General features: G+C 70.4%; 19 protein-coding genes. 4 read left to right on the top strand and 15 right to left on the bottom strand.

Going from position 1 to position 23,570, the window contains the following annotated elements; genetic code table 11:
• Position 1: 1 nt before the first annotated feature.
• The 11 genes from ACQCO7_RS35080 to ACQCO7_RS35030 form a co-directional block, all read right to left on the bottom strand.
• Positions 2 to 2,485: a PQQ-dependent sugar dehydrogenase gene (locus tag ACQCO7_RS35080; protein WP_464075578.1), complete on the bottom strand. Its 2,484-nt coding sequence runs from the start codon at positions 2,483 to 2,485 to the stop codon at positions 2 to 4.
• Between the two features lie 365 nt (positions 2,486 to 2,850).
• Positions 2,851 to 3,849: a sugar phosphate isomerase/epimerase family protein gene (locus ACQCO7_RS35075; protein ID WP_464075577.1), complete on the bottom strand. Its 999-nt coding sequence runs from the start codon at positions 3,847 to 3,849 to the stop codon at positions 2,851 to 2,853.
• A gap of 12 nt (positions 3,850 to 3,861) precedes the next feature.
• The gene (locus ACQCO7_RS35070; RefSeq protein ID WP_464075576.1) at positions 3,862 to 5,067 is read right to left on the bottom strand and encodes a Gfo/Idh/MocA family protein; all 1,206 of its coding nucleotides are present in this window, start codon (positions 5,065 to 5,067) and stop codon (positions 3,862 to 3,864) included.
• 76 nt (positions 5,068 to 5,143) lie between these two features.
• On the bottom strand, positions 5,144 to 6,193 hold the full coding sequence (locus ACQCO7_RS35065; RefSeq protein ID WP_464075575.1) for a substrate-binding domain-containing protein: 1,050 nt from the start codon (positions 6,191 to 6,193) through the stop codon (positions 5,144 to 5,146).
• Between the two features lie 18 nt (positions 6,194 to 6,211).
• Positions 6,212 to 7,231 (bottom strand): ABC transporter permease, encoded by a 1,020-nt coding sequence (locus ACQCO7_RS35060; protein ID WP_464075574.1) that lies wholly within the window; start codon positions 7,229 to 7,231, stop codon positions 6,212 to 6,214.
• Positions 7,228 to 8,745 carry a sugar ABC transporter ATP-binding protein gene (locus ACQCO7_RS35055; protein ID WP_464075573.1) on the bottom strand — a complete coding sequence of 506 codons (1,518 nt, stop codon included), beginning with the start codon at positions 8,743 to 8,745 and terminating at the stop codon, positions 7,228 to 7,230. The genes ACQCO7_RS35060 and ACQCO7_RS35055 overlap by 4 nt, the downstream gene beginning before the upstream one ends.
• Positions 8,746 to 8,890: 145 nt before the next feature.
• Positions 8,891 to 10,072, bottom strand: a complete 1,182-nt coding sequence (locus ACQCO7_RS35050) for an ROK family transcriptional regulator (protein WP_464077364.1) — start codon at positions 10,070 to 10,072, stop codon at positions 8,891 to 8,893.
• Positions 10,073 to 10,295: 223 nt separating this feature from the next.
• Positions 10,296 to 10,970, bottom strand: a complete 675-nt coding sequence (locus ACQCO7_RS35045; RefSeq protein ID WP_464075572.1) for a GntR family transcriptional regulator — start codon at positions 10,968 to 10,970, stop codon at positions 10,296 to 10,298.
• 211 nt (positions 10,971 to 11,181) lie between these two features.
• On the bottom strand, positions 11,182 to 12,120 hold the full coding sequence (locus tag ACQCO7_RS35040; protein ID WP_464075571.1) for a beta-ketoacyl-ACP synthase III: 939 nt from the start codon (positions 12,118 to 12,120) through the stop codon (positions 11,182 to 11,184).
• Positions 12,121 to 12,270: 150 nt separating this feature from the next.
• Complete coding sequence (locus tag ACQCO7_RS35035; RefSeq protein WP_464075570.1) at positions 12,271 to 12,396, bottom strand: MFS transporter small subunit; 126 nt, start codon at positions 12,394 to 12,396, stop codon at positions 12,271 to 12,273.
• A complete protein-coding gene (locus tag ACQCO7_RS35030) occupies positions 12,374 to 13,702 on the bottom strand; it encodes an OFA family MFS transporter (protein WP_464075569.1) in 1,329 nt (442 codons plus the stop codon). The genes ACQCO7_RS35035 and ACQCO7_RS35030 overlap by 23 nt, the downstream gene beginning before the upstream one ends.
• A 139-nt stretch (positions 13,703 to 13,841) precedes the next feature.
• Here ACQCO7_RS35030 and fdhD point away from each other — a divergent pair, with 139 nt between their 5' ends.
• A complete protein-coding gene (gene fdhD, locus ACQCO7_RS35025; protein WP_464075568.1) occupies positions 13,842 to 14,693 on the top strand; it encodes a formate dehydrogenase accessory sulfurtransferase FdhD in 852 nt (283 codons plus the stop codon).
• Here the strand turns inward: fdhD and ACQCO7_RS35020 are convergent.
• Complete coding sequence (locus ACQCO7_RS35020) at positions 14,671 to 15,663, bottom strand: bile acid:sodium symporter family protein (RefSeq protein WP_464075567.1); 993 nt, start codon at positions 15,661 to 15,663, stop codon at positions 14,671 to 14,673. The two genes, fdhD and ACQCO7_RS35020, sit on opposite strands and share 23 nt — an antisense overlap.
• 168 nt (positions 15,664 to 15,831) lie before the next feature.
• Here ACQCO7_RS35020 and ACQCO7_RS35015 point away from each other — a divergent pair, with 168 nt between their 5' ends.
• The 3 genes from ACQCO7_RS35015 (at position 15,832) to ACQCO7_RS35005 (ending at position 19,656) form a co-directional block, all read left to right on the top strand.
• Complete coding sequence (locus ACQCO7_RS35015) at positions 15,832 to 16,695, top strand: LysR substrate-binding domain-containing protein (RefSeq protein WP_464075566.1); 864 nt, start codon at positions 15,832 to 15,834, stop codon at positions 16,693 to 16,695.
• 209 nt (positions 16,696 to 16,904) lie between these two features.
• The gene (locus tag ACQCO7_RS35010; RefSeq protein ID WP_464077363.1) at positions 16,905 to 18,731 is read left to right on the top strand and encodes an AMP-dependent synthetase/ligase; all 1,827 of its coding nucleotides are present in this window, start codon (positions 16,905 to 16,907) and stop codon (positions 18,729 to 18,731) included.
• An 88-nt stretch (positions 18,732 to 18,819) separates the two neighbouring features.
• On the top strand, positions 18,820 to 19,656 hold the full coding sequence (locus ACQCO7_RS35005; protein ID WP_464075565.1) for an aldo/keto reductase: 837 nt from the start codon (positions 18,820 to 18,822) through the stop codon (positions 19,654 to 19,656).
• Between the two features lie 47 nt (positions 19,657 to 19,703).
• On the opposite strand, the gene ACQCO7_RS35000 is transcribed toward ACQCO7_RS35005, so the two are convergent.
• The 3 genes from ACQCO7_RS35000 to ACQCO7_RS34990 form a co-directional block, all read right to left on the bottom strand.
• Positions 19,704 to 20,399, bottom strand: a complete 696-nt coding sequence (locus tag ACQCO7_RS35000) for an SDR family oxidoreductase (RefSeq protein WP_464075564.1) — start codon at positions 20,397 to 20,399, stop codon at positions 19,704 to 19,706.
• A 97-nt stretch (positions 20,400 to 20,496) separates the two neighbouring features.
• A complete protein-coding gene (locus ACQCO7_RS34995; RefSeq protein WP_464075563.1) occupies positions 20,497 to 21,384 on the bottom strand; it encodes a class I SAM-dependent methyltransferase in 888 nt (295 codons plus the stop codon).
• 160 nt (positions 21,385 to 21,544) lie between these two features.
• Positions 21,545 to 23,278 (bottom strand): glycoside hydrolase family 6 protein, encoded by a 1,734-nt coding sequence (locus ACQCO7_RS34990; protein ID WP_464075562.1) that lies wholly within the window; start codon positions 23,276 to 23,278, stop codon positions 21,545 to 21,547.
• Positions 23,279 to 23,570: the final 292 nt, after the last annotated feature.

Here is a 23,570-nt window from a genome sequence, read left to right as displayed (position 1 = left end):
CTCAGTTCTTGGTGAAGGTGAAGTCGTCGATCTCGTACAGGGGTTGACCGCTGCGGCCCTTGAAGACGAGGTAGAGGGCGGTGGTCCCGCGCGGTACCCGGGACAGCTTCGCGGTGACGTCCTGGTAGGTCTCCCAGCCGCCTGTCACCGGCACGTGGGCCTTGCCGAGGAGGGTGCCCTTGGCCGATCCCGCGCGGATCTCCAGCGTGCCGCCGGCTCCGGCGGAGGCCACCCTCGCCGTCACCGAGGCGGAGCCCCGCAGCGCGTACGGCGTGAACGAGATCCAGTCGCCGTTCTCGATGGCGCCCACGGTCTTCGCGCCGTTCGCGGACGTCCGCGAAGTCACCGTCACACCACTGGAGTTGTTGAAGTGCTCGGCCTGCCGGTGCCGGGGCTGGAGGACGTTCTGGTCGTGCGAGGTGAGCGCGGCCTGGCCGCCGCCCCCGTTGTCCGTGTACTCGGCGTCGAGCACTCCGAAGATGTTGGCGTTGGGGTCGTGGCCGCCGTCGGCGCTGGTCTGGAGGGTGCCGGTGCAGCCGGTCCCGGAGGTGATCGGGTGGCCGTGGCTGTCGTGGCCGAGGATGAAGCGGACGGTGATCTTCGAGCAGTCGATGGCCTTGCCATCCTCGGGGTCGGTGACCTTCACCGTGAACGGGATCGCGTCACCGAAGCTGAACAGCTGTCCGTCCAGGGGGGTTTGGACGACGACGGTCGGCGCGGTGTTGCCGACGACGATCTGGACGCTCGCGCTGCCGGTACGGCCGGAGGGGTCCTTCGCGGTCAACGTGGCTGTGTAGGTGCCGTTCTGACGGTACGTGTGCGACGGGTTCGCGGACGTCGAGGTCGCGCCGTCACCGAAGTCCCAGCGGTAGGTGAGCGCGTCGCCGTCCTGGTCGGACGTCCCGGCCGAGGAGAACTTCACCTTCAACGAGGCTTGTCCGGAGGTCCTGTTGGCGGCTGCCTGCGCCACGGGCGAGTGGCCGTCGGTCGCGTTCTCGATGCGGTACAGCGCCGAGTGCTCGTCGCCGCCGAACCAGGAGAGGCCGTAGTCGAGGACGTACAGCGCGCCGTCGGGGCCGAACGCCATGTCCATCACCTGGGTGCCGGACCAGGGGATGTCGCTGATGGACTGGACGGTGCCGTTCGCGTCGCTGGAGATGCGCTTGATCCAGCGGCGGCCGAACTCCCCGGCGAAGAAGTCCCCGTCGTACGCCTCGGGGAACTTGACCGGCGAGTCGAGGTTCGCGTCGTAGTGGTAGACCGGGCCGCCCATCGGGGACTCGGAGCCGTCGCCGAACTCCGGCTTGGAGGGGCCGTCGTAGGGAATCCACGCGGGCTGCGCCGGGGGCAGATCGACGAGGCCCGTGTTGTGCGGGGAGGTGTTCTTCGGGGCGTCGCAGTCGAAGGCCGTGCCGGAGGTCTTCGTGCCGAAGTCGTACTGCTTGTAGGCGTCGTTGGCGCCGGTGCAGTACGGCCAGCCGAAGTTGCCGGGACCGGTGACGCGGTTGAACTCGACCTGTCCTGCCGGGCCCCGGTTCGGGTCGGCGGCGCCCGCGTCGGGGCCGTAGTCGCCGATGTAGAGGTAACCGGTGGCCTTGTCGACGCTGAAGCGGAACGGGTTGCGGAACCCCATCGCGTAGATCTCGGGCCGCGTCTTGGCAGTGCCGGGCGCGAAGAGGTTGCCGTCGGGCACCGTGTACGAGCCGTCGGCGTTCACCTTGATGCGCAGGATCTTGCCGCGCAGGTCGTTGGTGTTGCCGGCCGAACGCCGGGCGTCGAAGGCGGGGTTGCGGCCGTCGCGCTGGTCGATGGGGGTGAACCCGTCGGACTGGAACGGGTTCGTGTCGTCGCCCGTCGACAGGTACAGGTTGCCCGCCGCGTCGAAGTCGATGTCCCCGCCGACGTGACAGCACAGGCCGCGCGAGGCCGGGACGTCCAGGATCTGCTTCTCGCTGGCCGTGTTCAGGGTGCCGTCCGCGTTCAGCGTGAACCGGGAGAGGCGGTTGACGCCGTCAAAGGGCGCGAAGTCGGCGGCGGTGCCGTTCTCGGGGGCGTCGCCGGCCGGGGTGTTCAACTTGGGTGCGTAGTAGAGGTAGATGAAGCGGTTGGAGCTGAACTGCGGGTCGACGCCGATGCCTTGGAGGCCCTCCTCGTCGTGGGAGTAGACGTCGAGCTTGCCGATCAGACGGGTGTTCCCTGCCGCGTCCGTGAGGCGGAGTTCGCCGTCGCGGGAGGTGTGCAGGACGGAACGGTCGGGCAGGACGGCGAGCGACATCGGCTCACCGACCTCCGCCTCGCCCTTCGCGAGGGTGACCTGCTGGAAGTCCTCGGCGGCGGTCGAGGAGCGGGCGTCGGCCGCGCCGGCGACGGGTGAGGTGAGAGTGAGCGACGCCCCCGCGAGCAGGGCGCCGGTCGTCAGCGCGACGGCTCTGCGCAGCGCTGGACGTCTTCTCGGGGTGCGGTTGGTGGGGTCGTTCCCGTGCACGGGTGCCTCCAGGGTGGTGCGTGCGGGTGCGTACGCCGGGATGCGCCGTCATCCCGGAGCGGGGAGTGACGGGCTGACAGCACGGTGCTGCGGTCAGCCCGGACAGAACGAGTGGATCGATGGATCAGTGGCTGAGTGGCTCAGCCACTTCTGCCGATACGGTGGCTCGATGGCTCGATGGCTCGGTGGCAAAGTGGCTCAGCCACTTCGCCCGGCCCAGCGGCTGAGCCACCCCGTGGCCAAATGGCCCAGTGGCTCAGCCACTTCAGCCGGTTCGATGACTCAGTGGCCCGGTGGCCCAGTGGCAAAGTGGCTCAGCCACCGAGCCCCCTCCCCCGGCCCACCTCACCTCACCTCACCTCACCTCAGCTGGAGAACGCCGCATCGAACGAAGTCGACGGCGGCTCGAAGTCGAACCCCTTCAAGCGGGTCAGCGCCTCCGGCGCCCCCTGGAGCCGGTCCATCCCGGCGTCCTCCCACTCGACGGAGATCGGCCCCTGGTAGTCGATGGACCGCAGCATCCGGAACACGTCCTCCCAGGGAACGTCCCCGTGCCCGGCCGACACGAAGTCCCAGCCGCGCCGGGGGTCGCCCCACGGCAGGTGGGAACCGAGCCGCCCGTTACGGCCGTCCAGCCGCTTGCGCGCCTCCTTGCAGTCGACGTGGTAGATCCGGTCCCGGAAGTCCCAGAGGAACCCGACGGGATCGAGGTCCTGCCACACGAAATGGGAGGGGTCGAAGTTGAGCCCGAACGCGGCCCGGTGCCCGACGGCCTCCAGCGCGCGATGGGTGGTCCAGTAGTCGTAGGCGATCTCACTGGGGTGGACCTCGTGCGCGAACCGCACCCCCTCGGCGTCGAAGACGTCCAGGATCGGGTTCCACCGCGAGGCGAAGTCCTCGTACCCCCGCTCGATCATCGACTCGGGCGCGGGCGGGAACATGGCGACGAGGTGCCAGATCGCGGACCCGGTGAACCCCACGACGGTGTCGACCCCGAACGCGGCGGCGGCCCGCGCCGTGTCCCGCATCCGCTCGGCGGCCCGGCGCCGTACGCCTTCGGGGTCACCGTCCCCCCACACCTCGGCGGGAAGGATCGCCTGGTGCCGCTCGTCGATGATGGCGTCGCAGACGGCCTGCCCGACCAGGTGGTTGGAGACGGCCCAGCACTTCAGGCCGTACTTGTCGAGGAGTTGGTGCCGGGACTCGACGTAGGACGGATCGGCAAGGGCCTTGTCGACCTCGAAGTGGTCGCCCCAGCAGGCGAGTTCGAGACCGTCGTAGCCGAAGTCGCGGGCGAGCCGGCAGACCTCCTCCAGCGGAAGGTCGGCCCACTGGCCGGTGAACAGGGTGAACGGGCGCGGCATGTTCGGGCCTCCTCAGGTGACCGGGGTGTAGACGGAGTTCTTCTCGGCGCTCTCCTCGACCGCCGCGAGCACCCGCTGCACCTGGAGCCCGTCGGCGAACGACGGTTCGGGGCAACGGAGTTCGGCGATGGCGTGGACGAGGTCGTGGGCCTGGTGGGTGAAGGTGTGCTCGTAGCCGAGTCCGTGCCCCGGGGGCCACCAGGCGCCGAGGTAGGGGTGGTCGGGCTCGGTGACGAGGATGCGGCGGAAGCCGCCCTCGGTGTCGGGCAACGCGCCGTCGTGGAACCAGAGTTCGTTGAGCCGCTCCAGGTCGAACCACAACGAGCCCTTCTCGCCGTTGAGTTCGATGCGCAGGGCGTTCTTGCGGCCGGTGGCGTAGCGGGTGGCCTCGAAGGAGGCGAGGGCACCGGAGGCGAACCGCCCGGTGAACAGGGCGGCGTCGTCGACGGTGACGGCACCGGTCTCAGCCCCGACGGCACCGCCGGACAGACCCCCCGAAGACCCGACGGGCAGCGGACGTTCCCGTACGAACGTCTCGGTCAGCGCCGACACCCCGGCAAGCCGCTCCCCCGCCAGGTACTGGGCGAGGTCGACGATATGAGCACCGAGGTCACCCAGCGCCCCGGACCCGGCAAGCTCCTTCCGCAACCGCCAGGTGAGCGGGAACTCCGGGTCGACGAGCCAGTCCTGAAGGTACGTCACCCGTAGGTGCCGCAGCCTGCCGAGCCGCCCCGCGTCCACCAGCTGCCGGGCGAAAGCGGTCGCGGGAACCCGGCGGTAGTTGAACCCGACCATCGCCAACTGCCCACGCCCGTACGCCTCTTCGGCGGCCCGGACCATCCCCTCGGCCTCTTCGACGGTGTTCGCGAGGGGTTTCTCGCACAGCACGTGCTTGCCGGCCGCGAGGGCCGCGAGGGCGATCTCGGCGTGGCTGTCGCCGGGGGTGCAGATGTCGACGAGGTCGATGTCGTCGCGGGCGATCAGCTCGCGCCAGTCGGTCTCGGCGGACTCCCAGCCGTACCGGTCCGCGGCCCGGCGCACCGCGTCCGGGTCGCGTCCGCAGATCGCGGCGAGGACCGGGGTGAGGGGGAGGTCGAAGGCCCGGCCGACGGTGCGCCAGCCCTGGGAGTGGGCGGCGCCCATGAAGGCGTAGCCGACCATGCCGACGCGCAGCGGCGGTTTCCCGGCCGGCTCCTTCGGCTCCTGCGGCTGTTCCATGCGGTGGTCCTCCTCGTGGTGGTGCGCGCGGTGGGGGGATGCGGGCCGGGCCGCTCCCGGGGCCCGGCCGGGTCTGTCACCTGAAGCCGGTGGGCAGGTACTGGTCGACGTTGGTCTTGTCGACGACGGCCGAGTACAGGGTGATCGAGGCGGGGATCTCGAACTCGGCGAGTCCGCCGACGCCCTTGCCCTGGCCGAGGGCGCGGGCGAGGTCGATCGCGGAGGCGGCCATCGTCGGCGGGTACAGGACGGTCGCCTTGAGGACGCCGTTGTCCTGCTTGATGGCCTGCATCGCGGAGAGCGCGCCCGCGCCGCCGACCATGAGGAAGTCGTCGCGCCCGGCCTGCGAGACGGCGCGCAGGGCGCCCACGCCCTGGTCGTCGTCGTGGTTCCACAGGGCGTCGAACTGGGGCTGGGCCTGGAGGAGTTGGGCCATCTTGGCCTGTCCGGACTCGACGGTGAAGTCGGCCGCCTGGCGGGCCACCTTGCGGATGTTCGGGTAGTTCTTCAGCGCGTCGTCGAAGCCCTGGGTGCGCTGGCGGGTCAGCTCCAGGTTGTCGATGCCGGCGAGTTCGACGACCTTCGCGTTCGCCTTGCCCTTGAGCTTCTCGCCGATGTACCGCCCGGCGTTGAAGCCCATGCCGTAGTTGTCGCCGCCGATCCAACAGCGGTACGCCTGGGGGGTGTTGAAGATCCGGTCGAGGTTGACGACGGGGATCCCGGCGCGCATCGCCTTGAGGCCGACCTGGGTGAGGGCCTTGCCGTCGGCGGGCAGGATGACGAGGACGTCGACCTTCTTGTTGATGAGGGTCTCGATCTGCCCGATCTGCTGGGCGGTGTCGTTGGACCCCTCGGTGATCTCCAGCGTGACGTCCGAGTACTTCTGGGCGCGCTTCTTGGCCTGGTCGTTGATCGCGTTGAGCCAGCCGTGGTCGGCCTGGGGCCCGGCGAACCCGACGGTGACCTGTTTGCCGGGCTGGTCGTCGGCGGCGGGCTGCCCGCTGGTGTCGGCGGCCTGGTCCTTGTCGTCGCTCGTCTCGTTGCTGGTGCAAGCGGTGAGGACGGCGGCGGCCGAGACGGCGGCCGTCCCGAAGAGCAGCCCTCTGCGGCTGGGGATGTGTGCCATGGCGGTGAAAACCTTTCCTCAGGTCGCGTTCGCGGTGCGGCGCTGGACCAGGACGGCGGCGACGATGATCGCGCCCTTGGCGATCTGCTGGACGTCGGTCTGGAGGTTGTTCAGGGCGAAGATGTTGGTGATCGTGGTGAAGATCAGCACGCCGAGGACGGAGCCGACGATGGTGCCGCGACCCCCGCTGAGCAGGGTTCCGCCGATGATGGCGGCGGCGATGGCGTCGAGTTCGTACAGGTTGCCGTTGGTGTTCTGGCCGGAGCCGGACAGGATGATCAGCAGGAACGCGGCGATCCCGCAGCACAGCCCGGACAGCAGGTAGAGGTAGAGCCGCTGGCGCCGTACGTCGATGCCGGCGAGCCGCGCGGCCTCGGGGTTGCCGCCGACCGCGACGGCCCGGCGCCCGAACGTGGTCCGGTTCAGCAGCAGCCACCCGACGACCGTCACGAACGCGAACACCAGGACGAGCGGCGGGACGCCGAGCACGTAGGCGTCGCGCTCGCCGAGGTCCAGGATGCTGCTGATGGTGACGATCTGGGTCTGCCCGTCGGTGATCTGGAGGGCGAGTCCGCGCGCCGAGGCGAGCATGGCGAGCGTCGCGATGAACGGCACCATCCCGCCGTACGCGATGAGCACCCCGTTGACGAGTCCGCAGCCGAGGCCGACGAGGACGGCGGTGAACAGGACGCCGGCGAAGCCGTACTCCTGGGTGGCGACGGTGGTCGCCCACACCGAGGAGAGGGCGACGATCGCCCCGACGGAGAGGTCGATGCCGCCGGAGGTGATGACGAAGGTCATGCCGACGGTGACGACGCCGATCACCGACGCCTGGGTGAGGACGAGTTGGAGGTTGCGGGTGTCGAGGAACTCGTCGGGCTTGGTGATCCCGCCGATGACGATCAGGACGGCGAGGACGCCGAGGAGGGACAGGGTACGGACGTCCGCGCGGGCCAGGAGGCCGCGCCAGGCGGGGACTTGGGCCACGTGCGGCATCTTGTCGGCGCTGTCCCGCGGCGGGGAGACGGGCTGCGTCATGACGCGGGGCTTCCTTCCATGACGAGGTCGAGGACACGGTGTTCGTCGAGTTCGCGGGCGGGGGCGGTGTGGACGACCCGGCCCTCGCGCAGGACCAGGACGCGGTCGGCGAGGCCGAGGACTTCAGGCACCTCGCTGGAGACGAGCAGCACGGCGAGCCCTTCGTCGGCCAACCGCCGTACGACGGCGTAGAGTTCGGCGCGCGCTCCGACGTCGACGCCGCGCGTCGGCTCGTCGAGGAGGAGCACCTTGCAGCCGCGCAGCAGCCAGCGGGCGAGGACCGCTTTCTGCTGGTTGCCGCCGGAGAGGGTGCGCACGGCGACGGACGGGTTGTCCGGCCGCAGCGAGAGTTCACGGGTCGCGGCGCGGGCGGCGCCCTGTTCGGCGGCGCGGTCGATCCAGCCGGCCCGCGCGAAGCGGGAGAGGGTGGACACGGAGACGTTGCGGGTGACGGACTGGAGCATCAGCAGGGCCTGCGCCTTGCGTTCCTCGGGGGCGAGCCCGAGTCCGGCGCGGACGGCGGCGGGTACGCTGCCCGGCCTCAACCGCTTGCCCTCCACGAGGACTTGACCGGCCGTCGGCTTGCGGGCGCCGTACACGGTCTCCAGGATCTCGGAGCGCCCGGAGCCGACCAGGCCCGCGAGTCCGACGATCTCCCCGGCCCGCACCTCGAAGTCGACGGGCTCGAACTCGCCGTCCCGGGCCAGCCCGCGCACCTCAAGCACCGGAGTCCCTGACGCCGCGTCGACCGGCCTGTCGGGAAAGACGTACTCGACATTGCGGCCGGTCATCAGCGCGACCACCTCGCTCGTCGGCGTCGACTCGGCGGGCAGGCCCCCCGCGACCGCGCGGCCGTCCTTGAGGACGGTCACCCGGTCCCCGATCCGGCGGATCTCCTCCAGCCGGTGCGAGATGTAGACGACGGCGACCCCGTCGGCGGTGAGGTCGGCGACGATCCGGAACAGGTTGTCGACCTCGTCGGGGTCGAGCGCGGCGGACGGCTCGTCCATCACGATGAGCCGTACGTCGTGCGAGAGCGCCCGGGCCATCGACACGATCTGCCGCTGTGCCGCCGACAACTCCCCGACCAGCTTCCCCGGTTGGACCTCCGGGTGGCCAAGTCGCTTGAGCAGCGCGGCGGTCGACGCTTTCGCCGACCTGGACCGGACGACGAACCCGGCGGCCGTGGGCTCGTGGCCCAGGTAGACGTTCTCGGCCACCGACAGGTGCTCGACGAGGTCGAGTTCCTGGTAGATGGTGGCGATGCCGAGGCGCATCGCGGCGATCGGGGAGCGCAGCGTGACCTCCTCGCCGCGCCAGCGGATCGTGCCGTCGTCGGGCTGGTGGGCGCCGGCCAGGATCTTGATCAGCGTGGACTTTCCCGCGCCGTTCTGGCCGAGCAGACAGTGCACTTCACCGGCCTGGACGTCGAGGTCGACGCCGTCCAGGGCACGGACGCCGGGGAACGACTTGGTGATGCCGGACATGCTGAGCAGCGGTGCTTGTGGTGCCATGGTGGATCCCCTCGGCGGGCGGGTGCGGGCCGGTGTCAGGGCGCGGTGGACTGCCGGACGGGTGAACTCCGGTGCGGGGCGAGCCTGTTGAGCGACTGTGCGAGGAAGAGAGGGCAGCGCTGTACAGAGAGGCGGCGGGTGTCGCCTACGCGGGTGAGAACAGGTGGTCGCTGATCAGCCGGGCCGCGCCGATGACTCCGGCGGTGGGGCCCAGCTCCCCCAGGACGATGGGCAGGTTGCCGGTCGCCAGGGGCAGCGACTGGCGGTAGACCTGGGTACGGATCGCGGCGAGCAGGTTGTGGCCGAGGCCGGTCACCCCGCCGCCGATCACCACCAGGCCGGGGTTGAAGAAGGAGACGAGCCCGGCGATGACCTGCCCGACCTGGCTCCCCCCTTCACGGATCAGGTCGAGCGCGGTGGTGTCACCGGCGACCGCCGCCGCGGCGACGTCCGCGCCGGTCAGCGTGCCGCTCACCGCGAGCCGGTCGGCGAGTTCGGCGGACAGCCCTTGCCGGGCCGCCTCCATCGCGTCCCTGGCCAGCGCCGCGCCGCTGAAGTGGGCCTCCAGGCAGCCCCGGTTGCCGCAGGCGCAGGGCCTGCCGTCCGGTACGGCCCGGATGTGGCCGATGTCGCCGGCGCTGCCGGTCGTACCCCGGTAGACCTGACCGCCGACGACGATGCCGCAGCCGATGCCGGTGCCGATCTTGACGCAGAGGAAGTCGGCGACGGACCGGGCGACCCCGGCGTGCTGCTCCCCCATCGCCATCAGGTTCACGTCGTTGTCGACCATCACCGGGCAGCCGAGTTCCTGGCTGAGCGCCTCCCGTACGGGGAAGCCGTCCCAGCCCGGCATGATCGGCGGCGCCACGGGGACGCCCTCGGGGAAGCGGACCGGGCCGGGGACGCCGATGCCCGCGCCGTCGATGCCGTCGGCGAGGCCGGTGGCCCTCAACTTGGCGGTCATGGCGAGGACTTGCTCGAAGACCGCGACGGGTCCCTCGCGGACGTCGAGCGGTTGGTTGAGGTGGCCGAGTATCTCCAGCTCGGCGTTGGTGACGGCGACGTCGACAGAGGTCGCGCCGATGTCGACGCCCAGGAAGCGCAGTTCGGGGTTGAGGCGCACGTTGTGCGAGCGCCGTCCGCCCCGGGAGGCGGCGAGGCCGTCGGCGACGACCAGTCCCGTCTCCAGGAGCCGGTCCACCTCCACGGCCAGCTTCGACCGCGAGAGGTCGACCCGATCGCCGAGCTGGGCCCGGGAACTCTGGCCGCCGTCCCGCAACAGGTGCAGCAGCCTGGCCTGGTGGGCGTTCGCGGGCCGTGCCGTCATCCGTCTCACGTGCCCCTCCCCGCCTCGCGTCGGCCGTCCGTTCCGTGCTTTCGAAGGGAACGTAGCAGCGGGCGCCGGACCTGGGAAGAAGTTGTGCACGAATTACCGCCGACTTTCTCCACTCGCAGGACAAAGATCGGGGCGAGATCGTCCGCCGGCACCGAAGAGGGGGAAATGTCCGGGCAGTCGAGGAACGTGACGGCACTCGCGAACGGACCGGCGCCTACTTCTCCCGCTCGTGGTACGAGCGCCGCGTGTGCTCCGTGTGCTCCCGCATCAACCGCGTCGCCCGCTCCCCGTCCCCCTCCGCGATCGCCGCGATCAACTCCCGGTGTTCGTCCCAGGACTTGCGCCCCCGCTGCCGCGCGATCGGCGTGTAGTACCACCGCACCCGCCGGTCCACCTGCGCCGCGAGCTCCCCGAGGACCGTGTTGCCGGCCAGGTCCATGATGACCGCGTGGAAGCGGGCGTTGAGGGCGACGGTCGCGTCCACGTCGTCCCGGGCGACCGCGTCGAGGCCCTGTCCGTGGATCTCCCGCAGCTCCGCGAGCCCCGCCTCGGTCGGCTGCGCGGCGGCGAGGCGGGCCGCCTCGGCCTCCAACAGCGTGCGTACCGTGAGGAGTTGGTCGGCCTCCTCCTCCGTGGGCTCGTGCACGAACGCCCCCTGCGCGGGCCGCAGATCCACCCACCCCTCGGTGTTCAGCCGCTGCAACGCCTCCCGCACGGGCTGGCGCGAGACCCCGAGGTGCCCGGCGAGCTCGCTCTCCACGAGGTGCTGGCCGGGCCGCAGCGCGCGCGTGATGATCAGTTCGAGCAGCGCCTCGTAGACGCGGTCCCGCAGGGGCCCGGGCCGCTCCAGCCGGGGCACCGAGCCGTGCGGCAGTCCAGACGTCAACATCGCGTCCCCCTCCGGGGCGGCGCCCCAGCACCAAGCAATCGCGCACCTGCGTCGGAAAGCCAGTATCGATTGTCTTTCGTCTACAGTCTACGGCGCGAAAAAGCCCACCCCTCGGCACGAGAAAGCCCGCCCCTCGGCACAAGAAGGCCCGCTCACGGCACGAGAAGGCCCGCCCCGGAGCCGCGAACCCGCCACCGGCCCCGGAAACCCCTTACGGGCACCGCACCACCTGTCCCGCGTACGACAGGTTCCCCCCGAACCCGAACAACAGCACCGGATCCCCCTTGGAGATCTCCCCCCGCTCCACCAGCTTCGAGAACGCCAGCGGAATACTCGCCGCGGACGTGTTCCCCGACTCGACCACATCCCGCGCCACCACCGCGTTCACCGCCCCGATCTTGTCCGCGAGCGGCTCGATGATGCGCAGGTTGGCCTGGTGCAGCACGACCGCCGCGAGGTCGGCCGGCGTGAGCCCGGCGCGTTCGCATGCCTGCCGGGCGAGCGGCGGCAACTGGGTCGTGGCCCACCGGTACACGCTCTGCCCCTCCTGCGCGAACCGCGCGGGCTGCCCCTCGATGCGCACGGCGTTCCCCATCTCCGGCACCGACCCCCACAGCACCGGCGAGATCCCGGCCTCCTCGGACCGCTCGACGACGGCCGCGCCCGCCCCGTCCCCGACGAGGACGCAGGTCGTGCGGTCGGTCCAGTCGACGACCTCGGACATCTTGTCGGCGCCGATGACCAGCGCCCGGTTCGCCCCGCCCCCGCGCACGATGTGGTCGGCGGTGGCCAGCGTGTGGGTGAACCCGGCGCACACGACGTTGAGGTCCATCACGGCGGGACCGGGAATGCCGAGGCGGGCGGCGACCCGGGCGGCCATGTTGGGCGAGCGGTCGACGGCCGTGGACGTCGCGACGAGCACGAGGTCGATGTCGTCGGGTCCGAGCCCGGCGGCGGCGAGGGCCTTGGCGGCGGCGTGCGCGGCGAGTTCGTCGACGGGTTCGTCGGGACCGGCGATATGGCGGGTGCGGATACCCACCCGCGACGTGATCCACTCGTCATTGGTGTCGACGATGCCCGCCAGTTCCGCGTTCGTGAGCAGTTTGGCGGGCTGGTAGTGGCCGACCGCGGCGATGCGAGAGCCGTTCATCTGGGATCCCCTAGTGGCCTTGGGTAGCGGGATTCCCCAGTCTGGTCAGTGACTCACGGGTAGGAGGACAGGTGAAGCAACAGGAATCGGGCGCACCTGTTGTCAGCTTCCCTCACAACAGAGAGCGCCCGAACACCCGTATCACCACTACTAGCCGGTAAACAGTTTCGTGGCCTTCTGGACGAGTTCGTAGAGACCATAGGCCAGCGGCGCCCCCACCCACACCCAGGCGAAGACGATCAGCGGACGCCGGTCAGGCGGACTCTGCGGGGACATCGGCGGCCTCCTTCGGGGTGGCCGTCACATGGTGACGGGGGTGGACGGGGCGGACCAGCTCGTTGGCGACGAAACCGACGGCGAGCAGGCCGATCATGATGAACAGGGAGAGCGTGTAGAGGGAGGCGCCGTCCTTGCCGGCCTCCTCCTGCCGGTCGGCGATCCAGTTGACGATCAGCGGACCGAGTACGCCGGCCGTCGACCAGGCGGTGAGCAGCCGCCCGTGGATCGCGCCGACCTGGTGGGTCCCGAACAGGTCCTTCAGGTACGCGGGGATCGTCGCGAACCCGCCGCCGTAGAACGACAGGATGACCAGCGCGCAGACCACGAACAGCGGCTTCGAGGAGTCGCCGAAGGTCGCGATCAGCGCGTACATCACCGCGCCCGCGCCCAGGTACACACGGTAGATGTTCTTGCGGCCGATCAGGTCGGACGCCGACGACCAGCCGATCCGGCCCGCCATGTTCGCGGCCGACAGCAGCGCCACGAACCCGGCGGCGGCTGTTGCGGTAACCGTTTGCGACGTGTTGGCGAAGAAGTCCGTGATCATGGGCGCGGCCTTCTCCAGGATGCCGATCCCGGCGGTCACGTTCATGCACAGGACGACCCACAGGCACCAGAACTGCGGTGTACGGACAGCGCTGTCGGCGGAGACCTGCGGCCCGGAGACAGCGACCGCCGCCCCCGTGGACGCCGTCTCCACCGGCCTCGGCACCCGCACCAGCAGCACGCCGAGCGTCATGAACACCGCGTACGTCAGCCCGTGCACGAGGAACGCGAGCGCGATCCCCTCGCTGTCCCTGCCGAACGACTCCAGCATCTGCGCCGACCACGGCGAGGCGATCAGCGCGCCGCCGCCGAAGCCCATGATGGCGATGCCCGTCGCCATGCCCGGCCGGTCCGGGAACCACTTGATCAGCGTCGAGACCGGCGAGATGTAGCCGATGCCGAGCCCGATCCCGCCGATGAACCCGTACCCGAACACGATCAGCCAGTACTGCTCGGTCGCGGCGCCCAGCGCGGAGACCAGGAACCCGGTCGAGAAGCACACCAGCGCGACCGTCATCGCCCAGCGCGGCCCGTTGCGCTCGACGAGCGTCCCGCCGAACGCGGCGGACAGCCCCAGCATCACGATGGCGAGCTGGAACGGCAGCGCGCTCTGTGTCCCGCTGAGGTCGAGCGAGGACTCCAGCGCCGGCTTGAACACGCTCCAGGCGTACGCCTGGCCGATCGACAGATGGACGGAGAGGGCGGCCGGGGGAACGAGCCAGCGGCTCCAGCCGGGTGGGGCGATGGGGGGACTCATGAATCCGGAACCGTAGGAATCTTTCGGCCGGTTGAGAAGCCACCGGGTCGGTGGTGTGCGGTGAGCGGTACGCACCGCGCGCCGAACGGTCGGACCGATCGTTCCGCCGTACGGGGAACCCTGCGGGACAATGAACGGCATGGGACGAGTCACCGAACGCCGCAGAGTGGTCCGCATCCGGGACGGGGCCGTGTCCACGCGCGCCGACACGCTGGTGGCGGAGGAGCCGCTGGAGATCCGCCTCAACGGCAAGCCCCTCGCGATCACGATGCGCACCCCGGGCGACGATTTCGCCCTGGCGGCGGGCTTCCTGGTGAGCGAAGGAGTGCTGGCGCACGCCGGGGATCTCCAGAACATCGTGTACTGCGCGGGCGCGACCGTCGACGGCGGCAATTCCTACAACGTTGTCGACGTGCGCACCACACCGCAGGTCGTCGTACCGGATATCACGCTCGAACGGAACGTCTATACGACGTCGTCCTGCGGTCTGTGCGGAAAGGCCAGCCTCGACGCCGTACGGACCACCGCGCGCTGGCCCATTTCCGACGATCCGCCGGTCCGTATCGGAATCGACCTGCTCGCCGCACTGCCCGACCGGCTGCGCGAAGCCCAGCGCGTCTTCGACCGCACCGGCGGTCTGCACGCCGCCGCCCTCTTCACCGACCAGGGCGAACTCCTGGACATCCGCGAGGACGTGGGCCGTCACAACGCGGTCGACAAACTGGTGGGCCGCGCCCTCCAGAACGGCGACCTGCCGTTGTCCCGCAGCGTTCTCCTGGTCTCGGGACGCGCTTCGTTCGAATTGGCGCAGAAAGCGGTGATGGCGGGAATTCCGGTGCTGGCGGCGGTTTCGGCGCCGTCGTCATTGGCGGTGGATCTGGCCGAGGAGACGGGACTGACGCTGGTGGGTTTCCTGCGGGGGAATTCGATGAACATCTACGCGGGGGCGGAGAGGATCGAGACGACGGTCAGCTCCGCACCCCTGGTGTGAGCGAATCCGTCACCGGCTGCTCGACGACGGCCTCGTCCCGCGCCCGCCTCTTCGCGATCACCGCGCACACCATCAACTGCATCTGGTGGAACAGCATCAACGGCAGCACCGCCAGCGAAGCCTGCGCCCCGAACAGCACGCTGGCCATCGGCAGCCCCGACGCCAGCGACTTCTTCGACCCCGCGAACTGGATCGCGATCCGGTCCTCGCGGTCGAACCCGAGCGCCTTGCCGCCGTACCAGGTCAGCGCCAGCATCACCGCGAGGATCACGGCCTCGACGACGAGCAGCGCCCCGAGCCGCGCGGGGCTCACCTGGTGCCAGATGCCCCGCACCATGCCCTCGCTGAACGCGGAGTAGACGACCAGGAGGATCGAGCCCCGGTCGACCAGCCCGAGCACCTTCTTGTGCCGTGCGATGAAGCCCCCGATCCAGCGCCGGGTCACCTGCCCGGCCAGGAACGGCACGAGGAGCTGGAGGACGATCTCCAGCAGCGAGTCCGCCGAGAAGCCGCCGCCCGCGCTGCCCAGCAGGGCCGCCGCCAGCAGCGGCGTCAGGATGATGCCGATCAGCGAGGAGAAGGAGCCCGCGCAGATGGCCGCCGGGACGTTGCCGCGGGCCATCGACGTGAAGGCGATGGAGGACTGGATCGTCGAGGGGACCAGCGTGAGGAAGAGGACGCCCTGGTAGAGGGGGTGCGTCAGGATCGTCGGGACGAGCGCGCCGGTCGCGAGGCCGAGGAGCGGGAAGATCACGAACGTACAGGCCAGGACGGTGATGTGCAGCCGCCAGTGCCGTAGCCCGTCCAGCGCCTCGCGGGTCGAGAGGCGGGCGCCGTACAGGAAGAAGAGGAAGGCGATGGCGCCGGTGGAGAACCCGGAGACCGTGTCGGCGGCCACTCCGCGCGCCGGGAGCAGCGCCGCGAGGCCGACGGTCCCCAGGAGGAGAAGGATGTAGGGGTCGATCGGCATCCGGCTGGGCCACCGCAGGCGTTTCACTGTGCTCCACGTGCGCGTTCGTAGGGGGTCTCGGGGGCGGAACCGCCCCTCTCCATGCTGCCCCCTCCGTCCGTGATCGGGAATCCGGCATACCGCACTCACTGTTATCGCGAACGGCGATGACCGGCTAGCCTGACACGCATGTACGACCCCTCCCACCTGCGGACCTTCCTCACCGTCTCCCAGACGCTCAGCTTCACGCAGGCCGCCCGCCGTCTGGGCCTGCGTCAGTCGACCGTCAGTCAGCACGTACGCCGCCTGGAGGACGCGGTCGGCCGCACCCTGTTCACCCGGGACACGCACTCCGTCGAGCTGACGGAGGACGGCGAGGCGATGCTCGGCTTCGCGCGGCGCATCCTCGCCGTGCACGAGCAGGCCACCGCGTTCTTCACGGGCACGCGCCTGCGGGGCCGCCTCCGGTTCGGCGCGTCGGAGGACTTCGTGCTGACCCGGCTGCCGGAGATCCTGGAGGGTTTCCGGTACGAACATCCCGAGGTGGACCTGGAGTTGACGGTCGAGCTGTCCGGCACCCTGCACGAGCGGCTGGCCGCCGGGAAGCTGGACCTCGTCCTCGCCAAGCGGCGTCCCGAGGACCCCCGGGGCGAGCTGGTCTGGCACGACGAGCTGGTGTGGATCGGCGCCGAGCGGCTGAGGCTGGACGCGGAGCGCCCCGTACCGCTGATCGTCTACCCGCCGCCCGGCATCACGCGCGCCCTCGCGCTGGAGGCGCTGGAGCGGCAGGGCCGGCCGTGGCGGATCGTGTGCACGAGCGGCAGCCTGAACGGGCTGGTCGCGGCGGCGCGCGCGGGGCTCGGGGTGATGGCGCACTCGCGGACGGTGATGCCGCCGGGCCTGGTCCGCGTACCGGACCGGTTCGGGCTGCCGGAGCTGGGGCCGGTGGACTTCGTCCTGGTGCACGGCCGGAGCAGGCCCCCGGCGACGGAGGCGGCGGACGCGCTGGCCGCGGCGATCCTCGCGGGCGGCGTACGCCTGCACCGACCGTGACCGTCCGCGCGCAGATTCCGTGGAGATTGCGGCACCGAAACTTACCGAACCGTCAGTTTTCTGTCCGTTCTCTTCCCCTGTGTGCACCTTTCTCCCGTCCCGGCCACCCCGTATCGGAGCATCACTCCACTTTCGGCACCCTCCCGCCCCTCGCCCCCGTGGGGTAGCTTTCACCGCGCAAAACGGCCGGAAAGAAGCGGGGTGTGAGGTTGCGCGAGTTCACCAACCCTGCGTTGGCGCTGCCCCCGCCCGTCGGCGGCCTCGCCGATTCCGTGTTCCGGTACGCCGAGGACGACCCCCGGTACATCGCGCTCGGGCGCCGCGACGAGGGGGGTCAGTGGCGGGACGTCACGGCCGCCGAGTTCCGCGACGAGGTCCTCGCGCTGGCCAAGGGCCTGCTCGCGCGCGGCATCCGCTTCGGCGACCGCGTCGCGATCATGTCCCGCACCCGCTACGAGTGGACGCTCTTCGACTACGCCCTGTGGACGATCGGCGCGCACGTGGTGCCGGTGTACCCGACGTCGTCCGCCGAGCAGTGCTTCTGGATGCTGTACGACAGTGACTGCGTCGCGGCCGTCGTCGAGCACGAGGACCACGCGATGACGATCGCCACCGTCATCGACCGCCTCCCGCGACTGCGCGAACTGTGGCAGCTCGACACCGGCGTCGTACGGGAGCTGTACGACGGCGGCGCGCACCTCGACGACGAGGTGGTCCACCGCCACCGCGAGGCCGTCACCCCGGAATCGGTGGCGAGCGTCATCTACACCTCGGGGACGACCGGCCGCCCCAAGGGCTGTGTGATCACGCACGGCAACCTGATGTTCGAGGCCGACACGGTGATCCGCTACTGGGAGCCGATCTTCCGCTCCCGGCGCGGCGACGAGCCGGCGACGCTGCTGTTCCTGCCGCTGGCGCACGTCTTCGGGCGGATGGTGCAGGTCGCGGCGTTGCGCGGCAAGGTGCGCTTCGGGCACCAGCCGCAGATGCAGGCGGCCGTCCTGCTGCCCGACCTCGCCGCGTTCAGACCGACGTTCTTCCTCGCCGTGCCGTACATCTTCGAGAAGGTGTTCTCCGCCGCCCGCCGCAAGGCGGAGCGCGAGGGCCGCTCGGGGCCGTTCGAGAAGGCCGTGGACATCGCCGTCGCGTACGCGGAGGCCGTGGAGGCGAAGGCGTGGGGCACCGGTCCCGGGCCGTCCGCCGGGCTGCGGATGCAGCACCAGATCTACGACAAGCTGGTGTACGCGAAGGTCCGCGCCGCGATGGGCGGCCGGGTCCGGCAGGCGGTGTCCGGGGGGTCGGCGATGGACCGGCGGCTCGGGCTGTTCTTCGCGGGCGCGGGCGTGCAGATCTACGAGGGGTACGGGCTGACGGAGACGACGGCCGCCGCCACCGCGAACCCGCCCGGCCGCACCCGCTACGGCACGGTCGGCCGGCCCATCCCCGGCATGACCGTGCACATCGCGGACGACGGCGAGATCTGGCTGCGCGGCGAGAACGTCTTCCCCGCCTACCTGAACAACCCGAAGGCCACCGACCAGGCCCTGCACGACGGCTGGCTCGCCACCGGCGACCTCGGCTCCCTCGACGGCGACGGCTATCTGACCATCACCGGCCGCAAGAAGGAGATCCTGGTCACCTCCGGCGGCAAGAGCGTCTCGCCGGGGCTGCTGGAGGAGCGGGTGCGCGACCATCCGCTGATCGGCCAGTGCATCCTCGTCGGCAACGACCGGCCCTTCGTCGCCGCGCTGGTCACCCTGGACCTGGAGGGCGTCGAGCACTGGCTCGGGATGCGCGGGAAACCCGGCCTGTCCCCCACCGAACTCGTGCGCGACGCCGACCTGGAGGCCGAGGTGCGCCGGGCCGTCGTCGCCGCGAACACGCTGGTCTCGCAGGCCGAGCAGATCCGTACGTTCCGCATCCTCGCGCAGCCGTTCACCGAGGAGCACGGCCTGCTGACGCCGTCGCTGAAACTGAAGCGCAAGGCCATCGAGAACGCCTACGCGAAAGAGGTCGAGGCGCTGTACCGCTCCTGAGCCGGATTCCCTCGGGAGGAATGCGCCGCGTACCGTGATCGTTGACTATGGAAGCATCCATGACGGACAACCGAAGGATCGAGAGCGCGTGAGCAGCAAGGTCCCCCCGATCATCCTGAACAACGGCGTCGAGATGCCCCAGCTGGGCTTCGGCGTGTGGCAGGTGCCGGACGACGAGGCGGAGCGCGCGGTCGCCACCGCCCTGGAGGCCGGCTACCGCTCCATCGACACGGCCGCGATCTACGGCAACGAGGAGGGCACCGGCAAGGCGGTCGCCGCCTCCGGAGTGGCCCGCGAGGACCTCTTCGTCACGACGAAGCTGTGGAACACCGAGCAGGGCTACGACTCGACGCTGCGCGCGTTCGACGAGTCCCTCGGCAAGCTGGGCCTCGACTACGTCGACCTGTACCTGATCCACTGGCCGACCCCGGCGCGCGACCTGTACGTCGACACGTACAAGGCGTTCGAGAAGCTGTACTCCGACGGCCGCGTCAAGGCGATCGGCGTCTCCAACTTCCCCGTCGGCCACCTGGAGCGGCTCATCGCCGAGACCTCGGTGATCCCGGCGGTCAACCAGATCGAGCTGCACCCCCACCTCCAGCAGCACGCGCTGCGCGAGGCGCACGCGGAGCAGGGCATCGCCACTGAGGCGTGGTCCCCGCTCGGCCAGGGCAAGGGCCTCCTGGAGGTCCCGGCGATCGTCGCCATCGCCCAGAAGCACGGCCGCACCCCGGCCCAGGTCGTGCTCCGCTGGCACCTCCAGCTCGGCAACGTCGTCATCCCCAAGTCGGTGACCCCGTCGCGGATCAAGGAGAACATCGAGGTGTTCGACTTCTCCCTCGACACCGAGGACCTGGCGGCGATCAGCGCGCTGAACGAGGACCGGCGCATCGGTCCCGACCCGGCGGAGTTCAACCTCGCCTGACGCACGGCGACTTGAGGGGCGGGACGTGATGTCCCGCCCCTTTCGCGCTAGTTGGGCTGGCCGATCGGCCGTACGACGACGGTGTTGACGTCCACGCCCTCCGGCTGGTCCATCGACCAGACCACCGAGTCGGCGATCTGATCCGCCGTCAGGAGGTGGCCCGGCGGCAGGCTTCCGTAGCTGTCCCAGAACGGCGTCTCGGTGCGGCCCGGGGCGATGTGGGTGACACCCACCCCCCACTCCGTGACCTGGCGGCGGGTGTTCTCGGCGAGTCCGGTGATCGCCCACTTCGTCGCCCCGTACAGGTTGCCGGGGCCGTGGACGAACCCGGCGACGCTGCCGACCAGCACGATCCGGCCCTTGGTCTCCTTCAGGGCGTCGATCGAGGCGCGGATCAGCAGCGCCGGGCCCAGCACGTTGGTGAGGATCATCTCCGGCCAGCCGGACGGATCGCCCTCGGCGACCGAATCGTGCGTGGCCGTACCGGCGTTGGCGACGACGGCGTCCAGACGGCCGTACGCCTGAAGGGTGTTGCCGACGGCGTGCTGGACGTCGGCGTACTCGGCCGTGCTGCCGGGGAACGTCAACAGGCTTTCGGGATTGCCGAGTTCCTTGGCGAAGGCGGCGAGACGGTCCTCGCCCCGGCCCGTGACGGCTACTTTCCAGCCCTTGGCGAGGAGTTGGCAGGCGACTGCGGCGCCGATGCCGCTGCCGCCGCCGGTGATGAGAGCTACGCGAGTCATGGTGTACCCCCTGTGTCGTGCGTGAACGAGAGGGAGTTCACCATTTGGAGCGCTCTCGAAGTCAAGCGCGTTCAGGGAGTCACGCCGGTTCAGTGCGTCACGCCGGTCGCACCGCCGTGTGCACCGTGTGGGCCGCCAGCACGTACAGGTCGGGGCGGCGCTGGATGCTCGCCGGGTCCCGCGGGTCCAGCAGACGGCCGATCGTCTCCCGGTCCTGCGCGTCGAGGTGTTCGCCGATGCCGTCGCGGACCCGCGTGAACTGTTCGACGACGTACGTGCGGGCGCGGTCCGAGGCGGGGGACGGGAGGTCGAGGAGGAAGCTGCGGGTACGCGTGTGCTTGAGGCCCGCCGAGGTCAACAGGCCCGCCCAGTCCTCGCGTTCCTCCACCGCGCCCGGCAGGTCCGCGCGCATCCGGGCGAACCAGTCCGCCGTGAGCGCCTCGATGCGGGACTCCAGACCGGGGCGGCCGAAGCCGAGGTCGCGGGGGAGGTAGCGGGCGGGGAGGCCGCCCTCCATGAGCGCGAGGGTGCCGCCGGGGGCGAGGCGCTGCGCGCAGGCGGCGAGTGCGGCACGCTGGTCGCCGAGGTGGTGCAGGCTGCGGCCGGCCCAGATCAGGTCGGCGGGGTAGTCCAACTCGGCGAGGCTGCCGGGGAGTTCGCCGACGAGGGAGGCGAACCGGTCGCCGTACCCGAGGCGCTGCGCGCGCTCGCGGGCCCGGTCCAGCAACGGCTGCGAGCCGTCGGCGGCGATGACGCGGGCGCCGGGGAACGTCTCCGCGAACAGGCCGGTGACGACGCCGGGTCCGCTGCCGAGGTCCACGATCAGGCCGGGCTCGGTGATCTCCCTGCCGAGCCAGGCGAGCGCCCGCTCGTACCAGGGGGCGTACAACTCGGCCTGGGACTCCAGGTGGTGGGACATCGCGGCCCAGTCGATGCCGGTGTCGGCGCCGTGGTCGTGCGTGTGGTCGTGGTGCTGGTGTGCCATGACGGTCACCCTCTCGTCGGTGGTGGCGACAGCGTGCGCCGCCGCACCGGGAGGGGGCCAGTTCTCTTGCCGGTACCGCAAAAAACTGCGGTACCGGCAAAACCGGCTCGGCTGTGGCGCCCGCGTCCGCCGGGGTCCGGCGGACGCGGGAACGGGGAAGTCAGCTGAGCGGCGGGTACGCGTTCTGCATCAGCTGCTGGAACTGCGCGGAGAACCAGTGCCCGGACAGCGGCGCGCCCGGCAGGGCGCCGGACAGGTTGTTGTTGTTGCGCGGGTTGCCGGTGTACGTCGGGTCGCACATGCGGTCGAAGCCCTTGCCCTCGTCGTTCGGGACCGCCGAGGAGGCACCGTCGGACTCACCCGGCGGCTTCATCCACACGTACGCGTCGAGCCCGGCGGCGGGAGCGGCCTTCGGGCGTTCGCCGAGCCCGGCACCGGACTGGTTGCACCAGTTCCCGACGTGGATACGGCGGTCGTAGCGCCCGCCGTCGACGTACGTGTCCACGCTGGTCTGCGGGCCGGGACCGGCCGGCCGCGCGCTGCCGCCCCAGCCGTTGCGGGAGGTGTCGATCAGCATGCCGATGTTGGACCGGAACCCGGCGGTGACCAGCTGATTGCGCAGGGCCAGCGCATACGACTGCTCGTCCGTGTAGCGGTTCCAGTCGACCCACTTCGACTCGCGCACCGACTTCCCGGCGACGTTGTCGCCGATGGAGAAGTTGTTCTCCTTCAGGGCGCTGTAGTTGGCCGTGTTGGTGATGAAGCCGTGGACGTCGTCGACGGTCGCGCCCTCGGCGGTCGCGGCGTCGTGGAGGATCTGGGCGGTGGGGGCGAAGTTGTCGTCCCAGCCGAGCCAGCCGTGGTGACCGGCGTCCACGTAGTTGTAGACGTTGGGGATCGCGCCGAGCTTGTTGAGCGCGTACCCGACGCCCTTCACGTAGTTGCCGTTGGCCTTCATCGTGTCGCAGGCCGGGACAGCGGTGGGACGGCTGCCCGTGTTGGTGACGAGGTTGGGCAGCGAGTCGATCTCGACCGCGTTGACGATCCGCAGCGAGGCGTACTTGGGGTCGGCGAGGATCGCCGCGATCGGGTCGATGAACTGCGTCTTGTACTTGTCGATCTCCGTCGGGCCGAGTTCGCCGTTGGAGGCGAGCGCCGAGCAGTCGCGGCCGGGGAGGTCGTAGACGACGAGCTGGACGACCATCTCGCCGCTGCCCTTCTGGGTGAGCGCCGTGTCGAGGTGGGCGCGCAGGCCGCGGCCGGTGCTCGTGCCGGTGATCGCGGCGATCCGGTCGAGCCAGATGCCGGTCGGCTGGTTGGAGACCCGCGAACCGCCGGGCTCGGCCGCCGCCTTGGCCGACCAGTCCGGGTTGACGTACACCTTGGCGCCCGCGTACGGGTTGTCGACGCGGTTCGAGGGGCCGCCGGAGCCGGTCGGGGTCGGGGTGGGGGTCGGGCTGCCGGTGCCGCCGCCGCTGTCGACGTTGCAGGTGACGCCGTCGAGCGTGAACGTCGCGGGCAGCGCGTTGCTGCCGCTGTAGGACGCCTGGAACCCGAAGCTGACCGAACCGCCCGTCGGCAGCGACCCGTTGTACGTCTCGTTGGCGGCGGTGACGGCCGTCCCGGCCTGGGTGACCTTCGCGTTCCAGCCACTGGTGACCTGCTGGTTGCCGCCGTACGACCACTTCACGGCCCAACTCGACTTGGCGGCCGAGTTGTTGGTGACGACGACGTTGGCGGTGAAGCCGGTGCCCCACTGGTTCTGGACCTGGTAGTCGACGGTGCACGGGATCGCGGCGATCGACCCGGCGTCCGGGACCATCGCCAGCGCGGTCCCGGAGGCGCCGGCGACGAGCGCCACGGCGGCGAGCATCGCTGTTCTGCTACGGCTCATGAGTGCGGGTTTCCTTCTCTTCGGGGGTGCGGGTGCTTCTCGTTTCCTTGAGGGGTTCCTTGCGGGGTTGCTCACGGGGTCATCCATCGACGGCGCGCGCGTGATCGTCGGACCACTTCACGAGACGGGCCCAGGAACGAGCGACGCACGGTTCAGGGAGCAGGCCGCGGCGGCTCGCGCGGCGGCGAAGAAGACTGAACGCAAAGGGTGTCGCATGAGCGACTCCTCGCAGCTCAGGCACGTCAAGGCGGACGCACCGACTGATGGAATCGCTCCCACTGGTGTCAACGAA

Source organism: Streptomyces saintjeani (assembly GCF_055409605.1).
The sequence above is the reverse complement of the archived record's forward strand: the minus strand, read 5'-3'. Positions and strand labels throughout refer to the sequence as shown.

Coding starts and splice junctions, on each gene's coding strand:
- ACQCO7_RS35075 (WP_464075577.1), bottom strand. CDS start 3,849: ATGCCGCGCCCGTTCACCCTGTTCACCGGCCAGTGGGCCGACCTTCCG.
- ACQCO7_RS35070 (WP_464075576.1), bottom strand. CDS start 5,067: ATGGAACAGCCGCAGGAGCCGAAGGAGCCGGCCGGGAAACCGCCGCTG.
- ACQCO7_RS35065 (WP_464075575.1), bottom strand. CDS start 6,193: ATGGCACACATCCCCAGCCGCAGAGGGCTGCTCTTCGGGACGGCCGCC.
- ACQCO7_RS35060 (WP_464075574.1), bottom strand. CDS start 7,231: ATGACGCAGCCCGTCTCCCCGCCGCGGGACAGCGCCGACAAGATGCCG.
- ACQCO7_RS35055 (WP_464075573.1), bottom strand. CDS start 8,745: ATGGCACCACAAGCACCGCTGCTCAGCATGTCCGGCATCACCAAGTCG.
- ACQCO7_RS35050 (WP_464077364.1), bottom strand. CDS start 10,072: ATGACGGCACGGCCCGCGAACGCCCACCAGGCCAGGCTGCTGCACCTG.
- ACQCO7_RS35045 (WP_464075572.1), bottom strand. CDS start 10,970: ATGTTGACGTCTGGACTGCCGCACGGCTCGGTGCCCCGGCTGGAGCGG.
- ACQCO7_RS35040 (WP_464075571.1), bottom strand. CDS start 12,120: ATGAACGGCTCTCGCATCGCCGCGGTCGGCCACTACCAGCCCGCCAAA.
- ACQCO7_RS35035 (WP_464075570.1), bottom strand. CDS start 12,396: ATGTCCCCGCAGAGTCCGCCTGACCGGCGTCCGCTGATCGTCTTCGCC.
- ACQCO7_RS35030 (WP_464075569.1), bottom strand. CDS start 13,702: ATGAGTCCCCCCATCGCCCCACCCGGCTGGAGCCGCTGGCTCGTTCCC.
- fdhD (WP_464075568.1), top strand. CDS start 13,842: ATGGGACGAGTCACCGAACGCCGCAGAGTGGTCCGCATCCGGGACGGG.
- ACQCO7_RS35020 (WP_464075567.1), bottom strand. CDS start 15,663: ATGCCGATCGACCCCTACATCCTTCTCCTCCTGGGGACCGTCGGCCTC.
- ACQCO7_RS35015 (WP_464075566.1), top strand. CDS start 15,832: ATGTACGACCCCTCCCACCTGCGGACCTTCCTCACCGTCTCCCAGACG.
- ACQCO7_RS35000 (WP_464075564.1), bottom strand. CDS start 20,399: ATGACTCGCGTAGCTCTCATCACCGGCGGCGGCAGCGGCATCGGCGCC.
- ACQCO7_RS34995 (WP_464075563.1), bottom strand. CDS start 21,384: ATGGCACACCAGCACCACGACCACACGCACGACCACGGCGCCGACACC.
- ACQCO7_RS34990 (WP_464075562.1), bottom strand. CDS start 23,278: ATGAGCCGTAGCAGAACAGCGATGCTCGCCGCCGTGGCGCTCGTCGCC.